Source organism: Streptomyces sp. NPDC107522 (genome assembly GCF_055657525.1).
In genome coordinates, this window is record NZ_JBVKAU010000005.1 from 148,301 (window position 1) to 164,807 (window position 16,507).

General features: G+C 69.4%; 14 protein-coding genes. 9 read left to right on the forward strand and 5 right to left on the reverse strand.

The window, feature by feature from the left end:
- Positions 1 to 11 precede the first annotated feature (11 nt).
- A complete protein-coding gene (locus ACZ7L6_RS17785; RefSeq protein ID WP_471924810.1) occupies positions 12 to 971 on the reverse strand; it encodes an ABC transporter permease in 960 nt (319 codons plus the stop codon).
- Between the two features lie 19 nt (positions 972 to 990).
- Entirely contained in the window at positions 991 to 2,619 is a 1,629-nt protein-coding gene (locus ACZ7L6_RS17790) for an ABC transporter substrate-binding protein (RefSeq protein WP_471924812.1), read from the reverse strand.
- A 304-nt stretch (positions 2,620 to 2,923) separates the two neighbouring features.
- On the opposite strand from ACZ7L6_RS17790, the gene ACZ7L6_RS17795 reads away from it, so the two are divergent.
- The 4 genes from ACZ7L6_RS17795 to ACZ7L6_RS17810 all read left to right on the forward strand — a co-directional run bounded on the left by ACZ7L6_RS17795 (position 2,924) and on the right by ACZ7L6_RS17810 (position 7,357).
- Positions 2,924 to 3,676 (forward strand): FadR/GntR family transcriptional regulator, encoded by a 753-nt coding sequence (locus ACZ7L6_RS17795; protein WP_471924814.1) that lies wholly within the window; start codon positions 2,924 to 2,926, stop codon positions 3,674 to 3,676.
- Positions 3,677 to 3,910: 234 nt separating this feature from the next.
- Positions 3,911 to 4,321 carry a VOC family protein gene (locus ACZ7L6_RS17800; RefSeq protein WP_471924816.1) on the forward strand — a complete coding sequence of 137 codons (411 nt, stop codon included), beginning with the start codon at positions 3,911 to 3,913 and terminating at the stop codon, positions 4,319 to 4,321.
- 5 nt (positions 4,322 to 4,326) lie between these two features.
- Positions 4,327 to 6,729 (forward strand): ATP-binding cassette domain-containing protein, encoded by a 2,403-nt coding sequence (locus ACZ7L6_RS17805; protein WP_471924818.1) that lies wholly within the window; start codon positions 4,327 to 4,329, stop codon positions 6,727 to 6,729.
- A gap of 202 nt (positions 6,730 to 6,931) precedes the next feature.
- Entirely contained in the window at positions 6,932 to 7,357 is a 426-nt protein-coding gene (locus tag ACZ7L6_RS17810) for a helix-turn-helix transcriptional regulator (RefSeq protein WP_471925665.1), read from the forward strand.
- Positions 7,358 to 7,416: 59 nt separating this feature from the next.
- Here the strand turns inward: ACZ7L6_RS17810 and bla are convergent, their stop codons facing one another.
- Positions 7,417 to 8,322 carry a class A beta-lactamase gene (gene bla / locus ACZ7L6_RS17815; RefSeq protein WP_471925667.1) on the reverse strand — a complete coding sequence of 302 codons (906 nt, stop codon included), beginning with the start codon at positions 8,320 to 8,322 and terminating at the stop codon, positions 7,417 to 7,419.
- A gap of 129 nt (positions 8,323 to 8,451) precedes the next feature.
- On the opposite strand from bla, the gene ACZ7L6_RS17820 reads away from it, so the two are divergent.
- Complete coding sequence (locus tag ACZ7L6_RS17820) at positions 8,452 to 9,588, forward strand: abortive phage infection protein (protein ID WP_471924820.1); 1,137 nt, start codon at positions 8,452 to 8,454, stop codon at positions 9,586 to 9,588.
- On the opposite strand, the gene ACZ7L6_RS17825 is transcribed toward ACZ7L6_RS17820, so the two are convergent.
- A complete protein-coding gene (locus tag ACZ7L6_RS17825; RefSeq protein WP_471924822.1) occupies positions 9,576 to 11,057 on the reverse strand; it encodes an alpha/beta hydrolase in 1,482 nt (493 codons plus the stop codon). The two genes, ACZ7L6_RS17820 and ACZ7L6_RS17825, sit on opposite strands and share 13 nt — an antisense overlap.
- A 91-nt stretch (positions 11,058 to 11,148) precedes the next feature.
- Positions 11,149 to 11,667 carry a GNAT family N-acetyltransferase gene (locus tag ACZ7L6_RS17830; RefSeq protein ID WP_471924824.1) on the reverse strand — a complete coding sequence of 173 codons (519 nt, stop codon included), beginning with the start codon at positions 11,665 to 11,667 and terminating at the stop codon, positions 11,149 to 11,151.
- Between the two features lie 211 nt (positions 11,668 to 11,878).
- Between ACZ7L6_RS17830 and ACZ7L6_RS17835 the strand changes: the two genes are divergently transcribed.
- From ACZ7L6_RS17835 to ACZ7L6_RS17850, 4 genes are all read left to right on the forward strand, one after another.
- Complete coding sequence (locus tag ACZ7L6_RS17835) at positions 11,879 to 12,670, forward strand: SCO2525 family SAM-dependent methyltransferase (RefSeq protein ID WP_471924826.1); 792 nt, start codon at positions 11,879 to 11,881, stop codon at positions 12,668 to 12,670.
- 85 nt (positions 12,671 to 12,755) lie between these two features.
- On the forward strand, positions 12,756 to 14,606 hold the full coding sequence (locus tag ACZ7L6_RS17840; RefSeq protein WP_471924828.1) for an SCO2524 family protein: 1,851 nt from the start codon (positions 12,756 to 12,758) through the stop codon (positions 14,604 to 14,606).
- A 2-nt stretch (positions 14,607 to 14,608) separates the two neighbouring features.
- Complete coding sequence (locus ACZ7L6_RS17845) at positions 14,609 to 15,526, forward strand: SCO2523 family variant P-loop protein (RefSeq protein ID WP_471925669.1); 918 nt, start codon at positions 14,609 to 14,611, stop codon at positions 15,524 to 15,526.
- On the forward strand, positions 15,523 to 16,506 hold the full coding sequence (locus ACZ7L6_RS17850; RefSeq protein ID WP_471924830.1) for an SCO2522 family protein: 984 nt from the start codon (positions 15,523 to 15,525) through the stop codon (positions 16,504 to 16,506). The genes ACZ7L6_RS17845 and ACZ7L6_RS17850 overlap by 4 nt, the downstream gene beginning before the upstream one ends.
- Position 16,507 lies beyond the last annotated feature (1 nt).

Sequence of the window (16,507 nt, forward strand, 5' to 3'; positions counted from 1 at the left end):
GCGGTTGAACGTCACGTCGCCTCCCGCAGGCGCGGGTTGACCAGCAGATACAGGATGTCGATGACGAGGTTGACGACGACGAAACCGGTGGCCGTCGTCAGGACGACGCCCTGGACCACCGCCGGGTCACCGTTCTTCACGGCGTCGATCATCAGCTTCCCCATCCCGGGAAGGGAGAAGATCGTCTCGATGACGACCGCGCCGCCGAGGAGATATCCGACGCGCAGGCCGAGGACGGTCAGCGGGTTGATGAGCGCGTTGCGGAGGACATTGCGTCCCACGACCACCCGCGGCGGCAGCCCGCTCCCGATCGCCGTCCGTACGTAGTCCTTGTCCAGTTCCTCCACCACCGCCGTCCGCACGATCCGCGTCAGCTGCGCCGCCACCGGCAGCGACAGCGCGAAGGCGGGGAGGGTCATGGTCTTCAGCCAGCCGGTGAAGGAGTCCGCCGGGTTGATGTAGCCGCCGGTCGGGAACCAGCCGAGATCGACCGCGAGGTACTGGATCATCAGCAGCGCCAGCCAGAAGCCGGGCGCGGCCACCCCGGTCAGGGACACGACCCGGATGATCTGGTCGGGCAGGCGGTCGCGGTAGATGGCGGCCGTCACCCCGCCGAGCAGCGACAGCACGACCGCGATGCCCAGGCCCAGGAAGGTGAGCTGGAGGGTGAGCGGCAGCGCGGTCATGACCTGGTCGACGACCGGCGCCCTGGTGAGGGCGCTGGTGCCCATGTCGCCGTGGAGCAGGTCGCCGACGAAGGCGACGTAGCGGACCGGGAGGGGATCCAGCAGGCCGTTCTCCTCGCGGAAGTCGTGCAGCTGCTGGGGCGTCGGGTTGGCGCCCTGGAAGAACGCGGACGCCGGGTCGACGTCCGAGAACCGCATGACCAGGAACACGAACAGCACGATGCCGAGCATCAGCGGCACGAGCAGCGCGACCCGACGGGCCAGGATCCTGACGACGGTGATCACGGCCGGACTCCCGTCGTGGCTAGGCCCACTTGGCCTGGAGGAGGTTGATGCCGGGATACGGCTGTGCCCTTATGCCGGTGAGCTGCTTCGGGTTCCAGGCCGTCATCAGCTCGTTGTGGACGACCGGGTAGAGCACGGCCTGCTCGGCGACGACGTCGATGTAGTCCTGGATCATCGTCTTCTTCTTGTCGGGGTCCGGCTCCTGGGTCGCCCGGTCCATGTCCTTGAAGAGAGCCTTGGCCACAGAGTTGCCGGCCCACCGCGTGTACTGCATCCACAGGTTCTCGGGGCCGTAGTTGTAATGCATGATCAGGTCGGCGTCGAGGCCGAACTGGTTGGGGTTCGAGGCGGCGGCGACGACCTGGTAGTCCTGCTTCTGGTCCATCTTGGTGAAGACGGCCGTCGTCTCCTGCGGGGAGAGGGTGGTCTTGACGCCGATTGCGTCCCAGGACGCCTTGATGGTCGGCAGGCAGTCCACGATCCAGCTCACGTTGACGGCGAGGATCTCGATCTTCAGCCCGCTGACCCCGGCCTCCTTCAGCAGCGCCTTCGCCTTGTCGGGGTCGTAGTCGTAGACGGTCTTGGCGCGCCGGTAGCTGGGGTTGGACTCGTTGAGGAAGGAGCTCGACGGTTTCCCGTGCCCCTTCAACGCCACCTCGACCATCTTCTCGGTGTCGATGGCGTAGTGCAGGGCCTGGCGGACGCGGACGTCGTCGAAGGGCTTGTGCTGGGTGTTGAACATCAGGAACAGGTTGTTCATCCCGGCGCCGCCCGCGACCGTCAGCCCGCCGCTCTCCAGCTGCTGGATGTTGGCGTACGGGATGTTGTCCGCGATCTGCGCTCCGGCGCTCGCGCCCGAGATCCTGGCCACGCGCGGCGCCGCGTCCACGATCGTCAGCCAGTTCATCTTCTTGAAGGCGGGCTTGCGCGGGCCGTTGTAGTCGGGATACGCCTCGAAGGTGGTGTTGGACTTCGGGTGGTGCGCGGTCTGCCGGTACGGCCCTGAACCGATCGCCTTGCCCTTGATGGCCTCCTCCCAGGCGCCCGGCCGGGAGAAGACGTGCTTCGGCATGATCTTGGCGAGGGTGAGCCGTGAAATCCCGTCCGGGAAGGGGAACTTGAGCACCAGCTCGACGTTCTGCGCGTCGATCTTGCGGACTTCCTTCAGCCAGCCGGCGAAGAACCCCTTGGCGAGGGTCTGGGTGTCCGGGCCGAGGATCCGCTCGAAGACGAAGACGACGTCGTCGGCCGTGACGGGCTTTCCGTCATGGAACTTGGCCCCTGCCCGCAGGGTGAACTTCCACGACGTGCTGTTCGGATCCGCCGGGACCTGGGTGGCGAGCGCGGCGTACGGCTCGCGGGAGATCGGGTCGGTGTCGAGGAGGCCCTCGTAGATGTGGTTGTTGGCGGCCATGCAGAAGGCGGACGCCGTCTGGGTCGGATCCCAGCTGCCGTCGTTGCCGTAGCCGATGACCGCGGTGAGCGTCCGGTCCCGGCCGCCGCCCGAGCCGGTCTCGTTCGTGGACTCCGGCCCCGACGAACAGGCCGACAGCGACGCGGAGACGGCGGCGGCCGCGCCCAGCGCGCCGGTGTGCTTCAGGAACGACCGGCGGTGCAGCGCCGGCACGTCGTGGGTCACGTCGCGCACGGTTCCTCCTGCGGAGAAGAGCTCGGAAATGAGCTCGGTATGAGCTCGGGAAAGGGCTCGGAAGGATCTCGGAAGGAAGCTCGGGAAGATCTCGGAGGGCTGAGGAGATACGACGTCCTACGTCCTGACGGTCAGCGCGACCATAGGTGGGGGGATGGGGGCGGTCAAGGGATCTCACACGAATGGCGCATCTGCCACAGGTCGGACCAATGGCGCTGTGAAATGGCGTGAGTTGACCCCTCGTCAGGGTCGTATCCGGCAGACATGGGACGTGGGACGTCCGGGTGCGCGTACCATGCGCCGCATGCCGGGGCAGCCGAGGAACAGCCGTACGTCCCGTACCTCCCATGCGTCCGAGGAGTCCAGGAACAGCCGGATCCAGCGCCAGGTCATGCAGCTGATCATCGACCGCAGGCTCCGGGCCGGCGCCCTCCTGCCCACCGAGGCCGAGCTCATGGAGGACCTCGGCGTCAGCCGCAACTCCGTCCGTGAGGCGCTCAAGGCGCTCCAGGCGCTGGACATCGTGGAGATCCGGCACGGCTACGGGACGTACGTCGGCCAGGCCTCGCTCACTCCACTGATCGACGGGCTGACCTTCCGTACGCTCGCCCGGCACGACCACGACGACCCCGGGGCGCTCGCCGAGATCCTTCAGGTGCGGGAGGTGCTGGAGGAGGGGCTGATCCGGCGGGTGGCGGCGACGGTCACCGAGGGGGAGCTGGACCGGCTGGACGCGGTGGTGTCCCGGATGGAGGCGGCGGGGCGGGTGGGGCGGCCCTTTCCCGACCTGGACCGCGAGTTCCACGAACTGCTCTACGCCTCGCTCGGCAACGACCTCGTGCCGCAGCTTCTCGCCGCCTTCTGGACGGTCTTCCGCCGCGTCTCCGGCGCCCGCGGCCGCCCCGACGATCCCTCTCCCGACCTGACCGCCCGGTGGCACCGCGACATCGTGACCGCGCTGCGGAGCCGGGACGTCGAGGGGGCGCAGCGGGCGATGGCCGTCCATTTCCGGGGGATCGCGGGGTGGGCGGGGCAGGGGTCGCGGGGGGTGGGCTGACGACCGCGGCTCGGGCTCGGGCGGGTTGCTGGACTCGAACCCCTCAGTGCCGGTCGGCAACAACCAGCCCGTCCGGCGTTTGAGGACGAGGCCCGTTCAGGGCCGAAGCGGGGGTATGGGGGCTGCAGCCCCCAGGGATGGGACGGGTAGGGGCGGCGGGGGCGAAATCCCACCGGCGAAGACCGGTCAGGAATCAAGAAGCGTCGCCCCCGACCCCCCGCTAGCGTGACGGGCATGGACATCTCGATTCACGCCAGCTTTCTTCCGCACGACGACCCCGAGGCCTCCCTCGCCTTCTACCGCGACGCCCTCGGCTTCGAGGTCCGTACCGACGTCGGACAGGGCAAGATGCGCTGGATCACGGTCGGCCCGCCCGGCCGGCCGGAAACGTCGATCCTCCTGGCACCCCCGGCCGCCGACCCCGGCATCACCGAGGACGAGCGCCGCACCATCCTCGAGATGATGGCCAAGGGCACCTACGGCTGGATCCTCCTGGCCACCCCGAACGTCGACGACACCTTCGAGAAGGTCCAGGCGACCGGCGCCGAGGTGGTCCAGGAGCCGACCGACCAGCCGTACGGCATCCGCGACTGCGCCTTCCGCGACCCCGCGGGCAACCTGATCCGTATCCAGGAGCGGAGCTGACTGCGATGACCAGGACGACCAGGGCCACGAGCACGGACGCGCAGCCGCCCGCCCCGCACGCCGCCGACAGCCATGAGCTGATCCGCGTGCACGGCGCACGCGAGAACAACCTCAAGGACGTCAGCATCGAGATCCCCAAGCGCCGCCTGACGGTCTTCACCGGCGTCTCCGGCTCCGGCAAGAGCTCGCTGGTGTTCGACACGATCGCCGCGGAGTCGCAGCGCCTGATCAACGAGACCTACAGCGCCTTCCTGCAGGGCTTCATGCCGAACGTGGCCCGCCCCGAGGTCGACGTCCTCGACGGCCTGACCACCGCGATCACCGTCGACCAGCAGCGCATGGGCGGCGACCCCCGCTCCACGGTCGGCACCGCCACCGACGCCAACGCGATGCTGCGCATCCTCTTCAGCCGGCTCGGCACGCCCCACATCGGCCCGCCGAGCGCGTACTCCTTCAACACCGCCTCGGTCCGGGCGAGCGGCGCGATCACCGTCGAGCGCGGCGCGAAGACCAAGGCCCAGAAGGCGACCTTCGAGCGCACCGGCGGCATGTGCAACCGCTGCGAGGGGCGTGGCTCGGTCTCCGACATCGACCTCACCCAGCTCTACGACGACTCCAGGTCGCTGGCCGAGGGCGCGTTCACCATCCCCGGCTGGAAGTCGGACAGTACGTGGACCGTGCAGCTCTACGCCCAGTCCGGCTTCGTCGACCCGGACAAGCCGATCCGTGAGTACACCAAGAAGGAGATGCAGGCCTTCCTCTACGGGGAGCCGACCAAGATCAAGGTCAATGGCATCAACCTCACCTATGAGGGCTTGATACCGAAGATCCAGAAGTCGTTCCTGTCCAAGGACAAGGAATCGATGCAGCCCCACATTCGGGCCTTCGTGGAGCGGGCGGTCACCTTCACCACGTGTCCCGAGTGCGACGGCACCCGGCTGAGTGAGGGCGCCCGGTCGTCGAAGATCAAGGGGATCAGCATCGCCGACGCCTGCCGGATGGAGATCCGCGACCTCGCCGAATGGGTCCGCGGGATCGAGGAACCCTCCGTCGCGCCGCTGCTCACCGCGCTGCAGCACACCCTCGACTCGTTCACGGAGATCGGCCTCGGATATCTCTCGCTCGACCGCCCGGCCGGCACCCTGTCCGGCGGCGAGGCCCAGCGCGTCAAGATGATCCGCCACCTCGGCTCCTCGCTCACGGACGTCACGTACGTCTTCGACGAGCCCACCATCGGCCTGCACCCGCACGACATCCAGCGGATGAACGACCTGCTGCTGCGGCTGCGGGACAAGGGCAACACGGTGCTCGTGGTGGAGCACAAGCCGGAGACGATCGCCATCGCCGACCACGTCGTGGACCTCGGCCCGGGCGCCGGCACGGCGGGCGGCACCGTCTGCTTCGAGGGCACCATCGAGGGGCTGCGCGCGAGCGGCACCGTCACCGGCCGCCACCTCGACGACCGCGCCACGCTCCGGGAGACCGTGCGCAAGCCCACCGGCACGCTGGAGATCCGCGGCGCGACGACCAACAACCTGCAGAGCGTCGACGTCGACATCCCGCTCGGCGTGCTGTGTGTGGTCACCGGTGTCGCCGGCTCCGGCAAGAGCTCGCTCATCCACGGGTCCATACCCGCCCCCGAGGGCGTGATCTCGGTGGACCAGACGCCGATCCGCGGCTCGCGCCGCAGCAACCCGGCGACGTACACCGGACTGGCCGACCCGATCCGCAAGGCCTTCGCCAAGGTCAACGGCGTGAAGCCGGCCCTGTTCAGCGCCAACTCCGAGGGCGCCTGCCCCACCTGCAACGGCGCCGGGGTCATCTACGTCGACCTGGGGATGATGGCCGGCGTCGACACCCCCTGCGAGGACTGCGAGGGCAAGCGGTTCCAGGCGTCCGTGCTGGAGTACCACCTCGGCGGCCGGGACATCAGCGAGGTGCTCGCGATGTCGGTGACCGAGGCGGAGGAGTTCTTCCGGGCCGGTGAGGCGCGTACCCCCGCCGCCCACAAGATCCTCGAGCGGATGGCGGACGTCGGCCTCGGCTACCTCACCCTCGGCCAGCCGCTCACCACCCTCTCCGGCGGCGAGCGGCAGCGGCTGAAGCTGGCCACGCACATGGGGGACAAGGGCGGGGTCTACGTCCTCGACGAGCCGACCACCGGGCTCCACCTCGCCGACGTCGAGCAGCTGCTCGGCCTGCTGGACCGGCTCGTCGACTCCGGCAAGTCGGTCATCGTGATCGAGCACCACCAGGCGGTCATGTCCCACGCCGACTGGATCATCGACCTCGGCCCCGGCGCCGGCCACGACGGCGGCCGGATCGTCTTCGAGGGCACCCCCGCCGACCTCGTCGCCCAGCGCTCGACCCTCACCGGCGAGCACCTCGCGGCCTACGTCGGCGGCTGACCGCATGTGTCTCACCACGGGGCCGGTGATGTCCTTCCTCGTGTCCCGCTCCCGGCAGCTGAGGGAGCGGGCGAGGGGACAGGCAGGGGAGTGGACGGGCCAGGAGGGGGTTCGGGATGATGCGGGTGTGCCATCCCACAACTCGACGTCCGAGGAGCAGCGTCTGCGGACCCTCGCGGCGCTGCGCCGCGTCCGCGACCGGATGGACCGGGAGTACGCACAGCCGCTGGACGTCGAGGCGCTCGCGCGCGGGGTGCACATGTCGGCCGGGCACCTCAGCCGCGAGTTCAAGGCCGCCTACGGCGAGTCGCCGTACGGCTACCTGATGACGCGGCGCATCGAGCGCGCGATGGCCCTGCTGCGCCGGGGCGACCTCAGCGTCACCGAGGTGTGCTTCGAGGTCGGCTGCTCGTCGCTGGGCACCTTCAGCACGCGCTTCACGGAGCTGGTCGGCATGTCCCCGAGCGCCTACCGGCGCCATTTGACGGAGGCGACGGACACCACGGCGGGGATTCCGTCGTGCCTGTCGAAGCAGGTGACCAGACCACTCAGGAACCGCCCGGCACCGGTCGCCCCGCATGGGCCGGCCGGCTCGCAAACGCCGGCCGGCGAGCCGCAGGCATCGTGACGGGCCGGGGGCGCCGTTCCCGGTGCGGCGCCCCCGGCGGGCGAGGGCGCCCAGCAGCGTCAGATGAGGGTGTGGGCGAGCAGTTCGGCTGCCTCCGCCACCAGTGCGTCGTCCCAGGCCGCGGCCTGATCGGGCTTCGTGGACAGGACGGCGAGGACGACGGGGGTGCCGTCGGGGGTCCGGGCGATGCCGACGTTGTTGGTGGTGCCGTAGTCGCCCGAACCCGTCTTGTCCGCGATCGCCCAGGTCGGGGGCAGTCCCGCGCGGAAGCGTTTCCCGCTGGTCGTGTTGTTCAGCAGCCAGTGCGTGAGCAGCCGCCCGTCCGGGCGGTTCAGGGCGTCGCCGAGGACCAGACGGGCGTACGTCCGGCCGATCGCGCGCGGGCTCGTGGTGTCCGTGACGCGCCACGGCTCCGCCGAGTTGAGCTCGGTCTCCCAGCGGTCGAGGCGGGTCACCGGGTCGCCGAGGGAGCGCGCGAACCGGGTGACGGCGGTGGGGCCGCCGAGCTCGCGCAGGAGGAGGTTGGCGGCGCCGTTGTCGCTGTGGGTGATGGCGACCTCGCACAGTTCGGCGACCGTCATCCCCTCGGCCAGGTGCTCCCGGGTCTTGTCGGAGCCCGCCTTCGGCAGGTCGGCCTCCGTGTAGTGGATACGGCGGCCCAGGAACTCGCCGCTGCGGTCGAGGTCGCGCAGGACGGCCGCGGACGCCAGGGTCTTGAACACCGAGCAGATCGGGAAGAGTTCGTTGGCGCGGTACCGCACGGTCCGCTTCGTGGCGAGGTTGTGCGCGAACACGCCCAGGCGGGCGCCGTGCCGCTGCTCCAGCTCGCGCAGCCGGGTCGTCGTACGGCTGCCGGAGCCGACGGCATGCGCGGGGGACCGGGTGAGCAGGGCCGTCGCGGTGGCGGCGGAACCGGCCGTGAGGAACGTGCGTCGGGACAGCGGGGAAGTGGCGGAGCCTAAGATCTTGCTCTCCTTCGCTCGTGAGGCGTCGACGATCTTCGTAATGACCGACGTACTCTCTCATCCCTTGGTTGCGGCGCCGTAGACCATCGGCGGACAGCGCGGCGGGCGCGTGCTCGCCACAGTGGCCGTATGGAGAAGACCGAGGGGATCAGCCGGGCACAGTTCCTGGCCGGGGCGGCGGCCGTCGGACTGGCGGGGGCGGTGCTGCCCGCGGGGCAGGCCGCGGCGAGCGGAACGCGTGCCCGAGGCCTGAAGCACAGGGGCGTCGTCTACACCGTCGGGGCCGGCGAGACACCCGGCACCGCATGGAGCGCCGCCCGGATGCGCAAGGACGTCCGGGTCATCCGCGACGTCCTGCACGCCGACACCCTCGACGTCACCGGCGACGGCGTCGACCGCCTCACCGCCACGGCCGCCGAGGCAGTCGAACGCGGGCTGCACGTCTGGCTCCAGCCGACCCTCGGGGACATCCCGCAGCGGGAGATCCTGGACAGCATCGCCGAGTGCGGCCGGTTCGCGGAGCGGCTGCGCCGCCAGGGCGCGAGCGTCGACTTCAGCGTGGGCTGCGAGTTCTGGCTGTTCGTGCCGGGCATCGTGCCGGGGGAGACGGTCCTGGACCGCGTCGAGAACCTCCAGAAGGGCACCGTCGACATGGCGAAGATGCGGCGCCGCCTGGCCCGCTTCACCGCGAAGGCGGCGGCCGTCGGCCGCGACGTCTTCCACGGCCGGCTGAGTTATGCCGCCGCCCAGGAGGAGGACTTCGAGCCGGTCGACTGGACGCTCTTCGACGTCGTCGGCATCGACTACTACTCGTATCACCGTGAACAGGCAGACTACGTAAGCGAGTTGAAGCGCTACCTGCGCTGGGGAAAGCCCCTGGCCATCACCGAGTTCGGTACGTGCGCGTACCTGGGCGCCCCCGAGACGGCCGGCATGGGCTGGGACATCGTCGACCACACCAAGGAGCCCCCTGAAATCAAAGGCGACCTGGTGCGCAACGAGCGCACACAGGCCGCCTACTTGGCCGATCTGCTGGAGGTCTTCGAGTCGATGGGCCTGTACGCGGCAATGGCCTTCGAGTTCGTCACCCCGGACGCACCGCACCGCCCCGACGACCCACGCCACGACCTGGACTTGGCGAGCTACAGCATCACCAAGTCCATCAAGGACCGCCCCGACGACCCACGCTCAGGCTGGCACTGGGAACCGAAGGAGGCCTTCCATGAGCTCGCCCGCCAGTATCACCGGTGTGCTCAGTCGCAGTAGAGGTCCTCGTGCGGGCGCTCCCCTGTCGCCAGGAACCGGGAGACCGTCTCGTCACCGCACGCGTTGCCGTTGTCGAGATAGGCATCATGGCCCGTGGAGTTCACCGTCACCATGACGGCCCGCCTGCCGAGGGCTTCGCGCAGCTTCAGGGCTCCACTCAACGGAGTGGCCACGTCCCGCTCGTTCTGGACGAGCAGAACGTTGGACGGCTCCCGGTCACCGACCCGCACCGGCGCCTCCTTCGGCAGCCACGGCCACGCCGCGCACACCATCGCGTTCCTCGGCATCCCCGCGGTCAGCGGATGCTTGGCCCGGCTCTCGGCGACAGCCTTCTCGTACACCGCCGCCGACCTCGGCCAGGCACCGTCGTTGCAGATGGTGGCCGCGCCGACGGCGGTGTAGTTCTGCAGCGCCGACTCCGGCGGGGCCGGCGGCGCGGGCGGCACCTCTCCCTTGCCGGCGGCCAGCATCAGCTTGGCCAGAACGGGGTAGTCGTCGGGGTCGTAGAAGCTGTCCAGCATGGTCTGGCGCAGCACGTTCCCGTTCAGCTCCGCGGGTTTGGCGCCGGGCCACGGCAGGGGCTCGCGGTCCAGGCGGGCGGCGAGGCTGAGGAAGAGCGGGCGTACCTGCGCCGCCGTCTCGGCGACCCGGTGCGGATTGCCGGGCGCGGACGCCCACTCGGCGAACTCGGGGAAGTTGTCCTCGACGCCGGCCTCGAACGCCTCCAGCCAGGCCCGCTCCGCCCGTACGGGGTCGGGGTGGTCGTTGCTGTCCAGGACGATGCGGTCGGTGCGGTGCGGGAACATCTCGAGGAAGGCGGCGCCGATGTACGTGCCGTAGGAGACGCCCCAGGCGGACAGCTTGCGCTCGCCGAGGGCGGCGCGGATGCGGTCGATGTCGCGGGCGTTGTTCTTGGTGCTGATGTGCTTCATCAGCTCGCCGCCGTTGGCCGCGCAGGCCTGCGACACCCTCCGCGCGTAGGTCATGTTCTCGGTGACGGAACCGTCCGGGGCGGGCCAGGGCAGCAGCTTCGTCCGGGCGAGGTCACTGGGCTCGACATCACAACTGACCGACGTGGAGGGCGCGTTGCCGCGCGGTGCGAACCCGATCAGGTCGTAGGCGTCCCGCACCTCCTGCGGCAGCTTCTGCCCCTTGCCCGAAGGGTCGCGGAGGCTGTCGCCGCCGGGCCCGCCGGCGATCAGCAGCAGCGCGCCCCGGCGGGCGGACGGCTTCTCGCTGGGGATGCGGGAGACGGCGATGTCGATCTTCGGGCCGCGGGGGTCGGCGTAGTTCATCGGTACGGACACGGTGGCGCACTGCTGGCGCGGATCGAGCCCCTCGCCCTCGCACTTGGTCCACTTCAGCGGCGAGGCGGCACCGGTGGCGGACGCGGTGAGCGGGGTGACGAGCCCGAAGACGACGGCGGAGGCGGAGGCGATCAGGGCGGCACTCTTCGTGATCTGCTTCATGTGCAGCAGCCTGGCGGAGCTTGACGGATCGTCACATCCCGGTAACTCCCGTATCACGCGGGGGGTTTACCCGGTAGCCCGTCCCGGGGGTTTACCCGACGGCGCCACCCCCGAGTCCCAGCCCCAGCACCATGATGAGCCGGTCCTCCCCGGGCCCCAGATAGTCCCTGCGCACCCCGCCCTCGGCGGAGAACCCCAGGGACCGGTACAGCATGATCGCCGCCGCGTTCGTCGGCTCCACGGTCAGGCGCACCTCATGGACCCGCTCCCGGCGCACCTGCCGCAGCACCTCCAGCATCAGCCGCCTGCCCAGCCCCCGGCCCCGCTGGTCGGCGCTGACGGCCAGGCTCAGCACCCAGCACACATAGCCGTCCGAGGTGCTGACGAAGAGGACGTAGCCGTGCAGGCACTCCCCGTCGTCGAGGACGAGGATGCGGTCGCCGTGCGCGTCCAGGTGCTGGCGGAGCACGAAGTACGGGTACGGATCGTCGGGGAAGACCTCCCTGTCCACGCGGAGGAGTTCGGGCAGGTCGGCCTCGGTGACGCCTCGCATGGTCAGCGGCCGATCACTGCTTTCGGCGAAGAGCGCCTGGTCAGAGCGGCGGCCCACAACAGGGAAACGTTCCTCCGGCACAGCCATCAACTGCCCCCTATGCGATGTAATGGAGTCACTCATGTGGGTGAGCACCCGTTGCCCGCCGTTTCAGGCGCTCAGGTGGAGATCCGCCCATCTTGAGCAGCGCATATCCAGCGGTTCAAGACTGCGAGTTGCCTGTGCCTCGACGCGCTCCCAGTGCGCCTTCTTTTGGTACCGTGAGTGAATGACCCAGAGATCGTCGGGGGACGTCCAGTTGAACGCGCAGGTGCGCTGGGCGGAGTTCGACCCGATCGCCTACGTGCAGCACAACTACAGCGTCTTACAGGCGGAGGACGCTGAGATCCTGCACCTGATCCGGGATCATTTCGTCGATCATTTCCGGAAGCAGGGCGTCGGCCCGGTTTCCGGCATCGACGTGGGTGCCGGCGCCAATCTCTATCCCGCCCTCGCCATGATGCCGTGGTGCGAGGAGATCACCCTCTTCGAGCGCTCGCCCGCGAACGTCGGGTATCTGAAGAGCCAGGTCGACTCCTACGACGAGAACTGGGACCCGTTCTGGGGCGCCCTGTGCGAGGACGAGGCCTACAGCTCCCTGGGCATGGACCCGCGTGAGAGGTTCCGCAAGGTCGTCTGGGTCGAGCAGGGCGACCTCTTCGACCTGGCGCGGTTCGAGGGCCGGTGGTCCATGGGGACCATGTTCTTCGTCGCCGAGTCGATGACCACATCCCATGACGAGTTCGCGCTCGGCGTCGAGTGCTTCATGCGCGCCCTGGCCCCCGGCGCCCCCTTCGCAGCCGCCTTCATGGAACATTCGAAGGGCTATCACGCGGGCGAGCATTTCTTCCCGGCCTGTGACGTGGGAGAATCCGAGGTGCGTGCGAGCCTTGATGAATTCGCGCGCGACTTCAAGGTGCAGCGACTCGAATCCGCGGCCGAAGTGCGCGACGGATATTCGGGAATGATCGTCGCCTACGGCTGGCGCCGGAATTCGGATGCGGTCATTCCGGTTCGCTGATCGGTGGATGTTCACAGTGCGGCTTCGCAACAGAAGAGGGTTATTCCTCAAATAATGGCAGTGCGGCCTGTGTGAGGGGCATGGGATGCAGATCAAGCCACGCCAGCATCTGCTGGACATCTGGCAGGCGATCGCCCGCCACTCTTTCGACGGGGGAGAGTGGGCCTGGGGCGACTGGGGCGGAGAGAGCAGTGTGGCCGACGCCGAGCGGCTGCTCTGCCTGCTGTACCCGGCCACCGAAATCCCCGCGTTCCGGCTGGACGACCCGGACACCACACAGGACGACGTCCAGCAGGTCCTGAAGAAGGCCGGCGGGCGACTGGACATCCCGGTCAACCTCGTCATGGCCGCGGCCGACTTCATGCGGACGCACACCGGCGAGGACAAGCGGCCCACCTTCGCCGGTGGTTACTACTTCGGGTCCGCCGACAAGACCAAGGAAATCACCGAGGAACAACGCCGGCTCGGCGTGACCGACTCCTTCTCCATGTCGATCACCCTCTGCCTCGCCATCCTCGGCTTCCTCAAGGTCTACGAGACCAGGACCCGGCGCAGCGACATCAAGGAGACGATCGCCGAACTGCGCTCGGCCACCAGCAGCCGCCTCACCGCGGCCATGGTGAGCCTGCTGCGCTCCTTCACCGTCAACGTCTTCGACACCGACTCCTCCCAGGGCCGTACCCTCGTCGAACTCCTCGGCCAGGGACGGCAGTCGCAGCGGCAGGTGCTCAACAAGTTCCAGAGCCGCTTCCGCCCGGTGCGCGCGGCCCTCGTCGAGAGCGTCTTCCTCGGCATCGACGTCGAGGAAGGACTCAAGGACGAGAACCAGCTCTTCGAATGCGGCTGGGCGTGGAGCCTGGTCAAGGACGCCCCCGCGGTCGAGACCGACGAACCCGTCGGGCCGCAGCCCCAGGGCATCGCCAACCCGGTGCCGTATCTGTACTTCACCGTGGTCGCCCTCGACGGTATCCAGGACCTGTTCTCCGACCGCACCCTCACCCTCGGCCTGCTCAACACCGAGCAGCAGAAGCTCGCCGAGGCGCTCCGGCTGCGGTGGGAACTCACCCAGCAGTACTGGTCCCGCATCGCCCGCTTCGACGCCGACCGCTGGCCCCTGGAGGACCTGCCCTGGCGTACGACGGGACAGAAGCTGGAGTCCGAGTACTTCTCCCTCTCCGTCGCCGCCATCCTCGTGCACGACCTGATGCGGCGCAGGGCCACCGACGACGACCTGACCCGCACCGTCGGCGTCATGGAACGCCTCGCCGAACGCGGCCGTATCACCAGCCGGATGGTGCGCGACGACGCCCTGGTCCACCAGCTGCACAATGTGGGCGTCGCGCTGCCGTTGCAGGGCAGCGAGCGGATCGGACCGCCCATGACGTGGTCCATCACCGACTTCTCGGCGCAGCTGCTGAAGCGGACCGTCCAGCTGTGCACGCTGTCGCGCAACCTCGCCTCACACGACCGGCTGCTCAGACTCGCCGAGGACATCTTCGACCACATGTGGCGCCGCCGCATCCGGGACGGCGAGGGCGTCGGCCTGTGGGACAGCGTCCACCACGCCTACCCCGAGGCGGAGATCCACAAGCGGCGCGTACCGGTGTCGTGGAGCATCACCGAGCGGGTCACCGAGGTGATGGTCCAGGCCCACGAGATGTACCGGCAGCCGCCGATCCGCAGCCTCGAACTCACCGAGCTGGCAAGGGCGTTGCTCAGTGAGTCGGCCCACCTGCTGGGCAACGAACAGATGGAACCCGCGCCCAAGGACGACGGTCGGCACGGGATGCAGCTCAGGAACATCGAGGTCAAGTTGCGCCGCGCCCGCAGCCTCGTGGACGAACAGCCGGGCACGGCCTACGCGTTGACCCTCGACGTGCTGGGACAGCTCGACGCGCTCGCCCGGGCCCGCGAAGCCGCGGACCGGGGGGTGTGACCGTGCTGATCTTCGCCGCCTCCGACAAGGGAGGCACGGGCCGCTCCGTCACCAGCGCCAACCTCGCCTACCACCGCGCGCTGGCCGGGGACGACGTCTGCTACCTGGACTTCGACTTCGGCTCGCCCACCGCCGCGGCCGTCTTCGACGTGGCCGACGCCCGGCAGGCCACCGAGGACCGCGGCCTGCACGCCTACCTCATAGGAGAGGTCAGCGAACCGGCCCGCATCGACGTCTGGGCCGAGACCGAGCACCAGGTGCTGCGCTTCCCGCCGCCCGGCTCCGGCCGGCTGGTGCTGATGCCCGGCGACGTCAGCGGCGGCGAGTTCGCCACCGGCGACGACAACCTGCGCCGGTGCGTCGACCTGCTGATGACGCTCTACTACGAGTTCGACCTGGTCATCGTCGACCTCAGCGCCGGCCGCTCCTACGCCGTCGACATGGCCCTGGAGGCCACCGCACGGCCCGAGATGAGCGAGGTCACGGCCCGCTGGCTGGTCTTCCACCGCTGGACCCGCCAGCATGTGGCGGCCGCCGCGAGCCTGGTCTTCGGCAAGCGCGGCATCGTCGCCGGCGGCGTCCACCGCGGCCACGACGAAGAGGCCCTGCGCAACGCCATCCGCTTCGTCCGGGCCGCCGTACCCGACCCGGAATCGCCGCTGTGGTCGCAGGTCTCGCCCACCCAGTCGGCGTGGATGCGCAAGACCGACGGCGACCTCAAGCAGCTCGCCTCCAACCACGGCATCGGCTACAGCCAGGTCCTCGGCTCCGTGCCCCTGGAGCCGGTCCTGCAGTGGCGGGAGCAGCTCATCACCGACGAGGACGTGCTGGACAGCCAGATCGCCAACCAGGAGACCTGGACGGCGCTGAACCGGCTCGCCGGCCGGCTCACCGACGACAAGTACTGGGAGCAGGCGTGAGCGAAGCCGTGTTCCAGGAGACCACTGCGGAGCTGCGCACCCAGTCCGTGCCGCTGGCCCACCTCTCCCTGGAGCTGGGACACCTCTACATGGAGGACTTCGAGGCCGGCCCCAAGCGGCTCGGCGAGCACTTCGCCGAGGTACGGATCTGGGCGGACGCGGTGCAGGCCTCCGCCGCCCGCCGCAGCAAGCGCCCACGCATCAGCACCTGCTTCCTCGTCGACGACTACTTCACCCGCTTCTCCACTCCGGCCGAGCTGATCCCGATGGTGCTGAAGGAGGCCGAGAAGGCCGGCCTGGTCATCGACTACCTCGCCCGCGAGTCGGCCTGCGCGGTCGCCGACCGCGTCGACCTCGCGGAATCTGTCATGCACCGCCTGGTGGAGTCGCCGCCGCCGGGCAGCTACGGCTCCCGCCCACCGGTCAGCCAGACCGGCTGGCTCGCCAACGGCCAGCGCACGCCCACGATGCCGGGTCCCGCGCTCGGCGGCAGGGCCCGGGGCTGGGAGCCGCCCCAGGAGACCGCGGCCCGCAACCACTCGGTGTTCATGGACGTCGAGCTGTGGTCCGAGAAGGACGGACGGCGGCTGTGGTCCTGTCCGTTCCTGGCCGCCGTATGGCAACTGGCCCGGCTCGGTCTGTTACGGCACCTCGGTGAGCCCGTGCTGGTGCCGAAGGAGTGGCAGGGCGAGGACTTCCCGCACGAGTGGGACCGGCTGCCGCCCCTGCTGAAGCTCACCGACACCAAGGCACCCTTCAGCGCCTACCGCACCTGCACCGTCATGCCGAACCGGTTCCTCGCCGTCGAGGACGCCGTACGGCTCATCCTCGACCAGATAGACGTCGACGCCGGGGCGCTGCAGCAGGTCGCCCAGCGCTCCGCCGACGAGGCGATGCCGGTGCCGGCGGCGGTCGCGCAACGCGCCACCTACGTCTTCTACGAGGAGCCCGGCGACTCCTCCGAGGCCGAGGAGTCCTGAG